The sequence below is a fragment of the Mesorhizobium sp. WSM4840 genome, assembly GCF_055811755.1.
Window position 1 is genome coordinate 1 of the sequence record NZ_JBVVQD010000112.1, and the last position, 853, is coordinate 853.

1 pseudogene is annotated in these 853 nt (G+C 64.2%); it reads right to left on the minus strand.

The features are described 5' to 3' along the window. A pseudogene (locus AC0L3I_RS36920) lies at positions 1 to 744 on the minus strand (adenylate/guanylate cyclase domain-containing protein); the annotation flags it as partial. Between the last annotated feature and the right edge of the window lie 109 nt (positions 745 to 853).

Here is an 853-nt window from a genome sequence, read left to right on the forward strand (position 1 = left end):
CTTCAGCGCATCCGGGGAAGCCAGCCGCTGGTCCGCCAGGATGGATCCGTCGCCATCCAGAATGAAGGCATGCGTGCCGAAGCGCGACGACAGTTCCTGCGTGATTTTGGACAAGTTCTGCAGTTCCACCGCGGCGATCACCCAGGCCTTCGTGGCGCCATCGCGTGACAGCGGCGCCGAGACGTTGGCGAACAAGCCATGTTCGTTGGCCACGAAGGCGCCCCACCGGCGTCCGTCGACCTGCTGGCGCTCTTCAAGAACGGCGCGCACTTGCGGCGATTTCTGGGTCTCGGCGGGGAGTTTCCGGATCGTTCCGGCAGGATATTTGGCGTCGTTGTCCCCGGTCACCGCCGCCCCCCTGCAAATCAGGTCGGGTGTGCAGATCAACATTGCGTTCACCCCCGGCGCTGCCGCCAGCGCACTGGCAACTGCCGCCGACATCGCCTCGTCGTCGATCTGGAACTCGCCCTGCTTGTAGAGCTGCGCGACGCCGTCCACGGCGCTCTCGGCGCGTCCCATCTCGGCGCGCAGCAAATCCTCCATCGCATCGATCAGGAGCGTCGACTGGGCGCCGAGCAGGTCGAAAGTGTTGCGAAGGTTGGCGCCGACCGACAATGCGAGCACGCCGCCGACCGACAGGAACACGAGGCTGCCGAAACTCATCGCCATGATGACTGCAATGGGGATGCGACGCCGCTTCTTTTCGGGGCGGACCAGACGCACTGGTTGTGCGGACGTGCTCATGCAGCCAATGTCATAATGCGCCACCGCATTGCAAGCCCGGTGACGGCTTTAAGGAGAGGACGCGCCGAAGCATTCGCACCAATGTGGCGCCGATGTTTCCAGCGCCGAT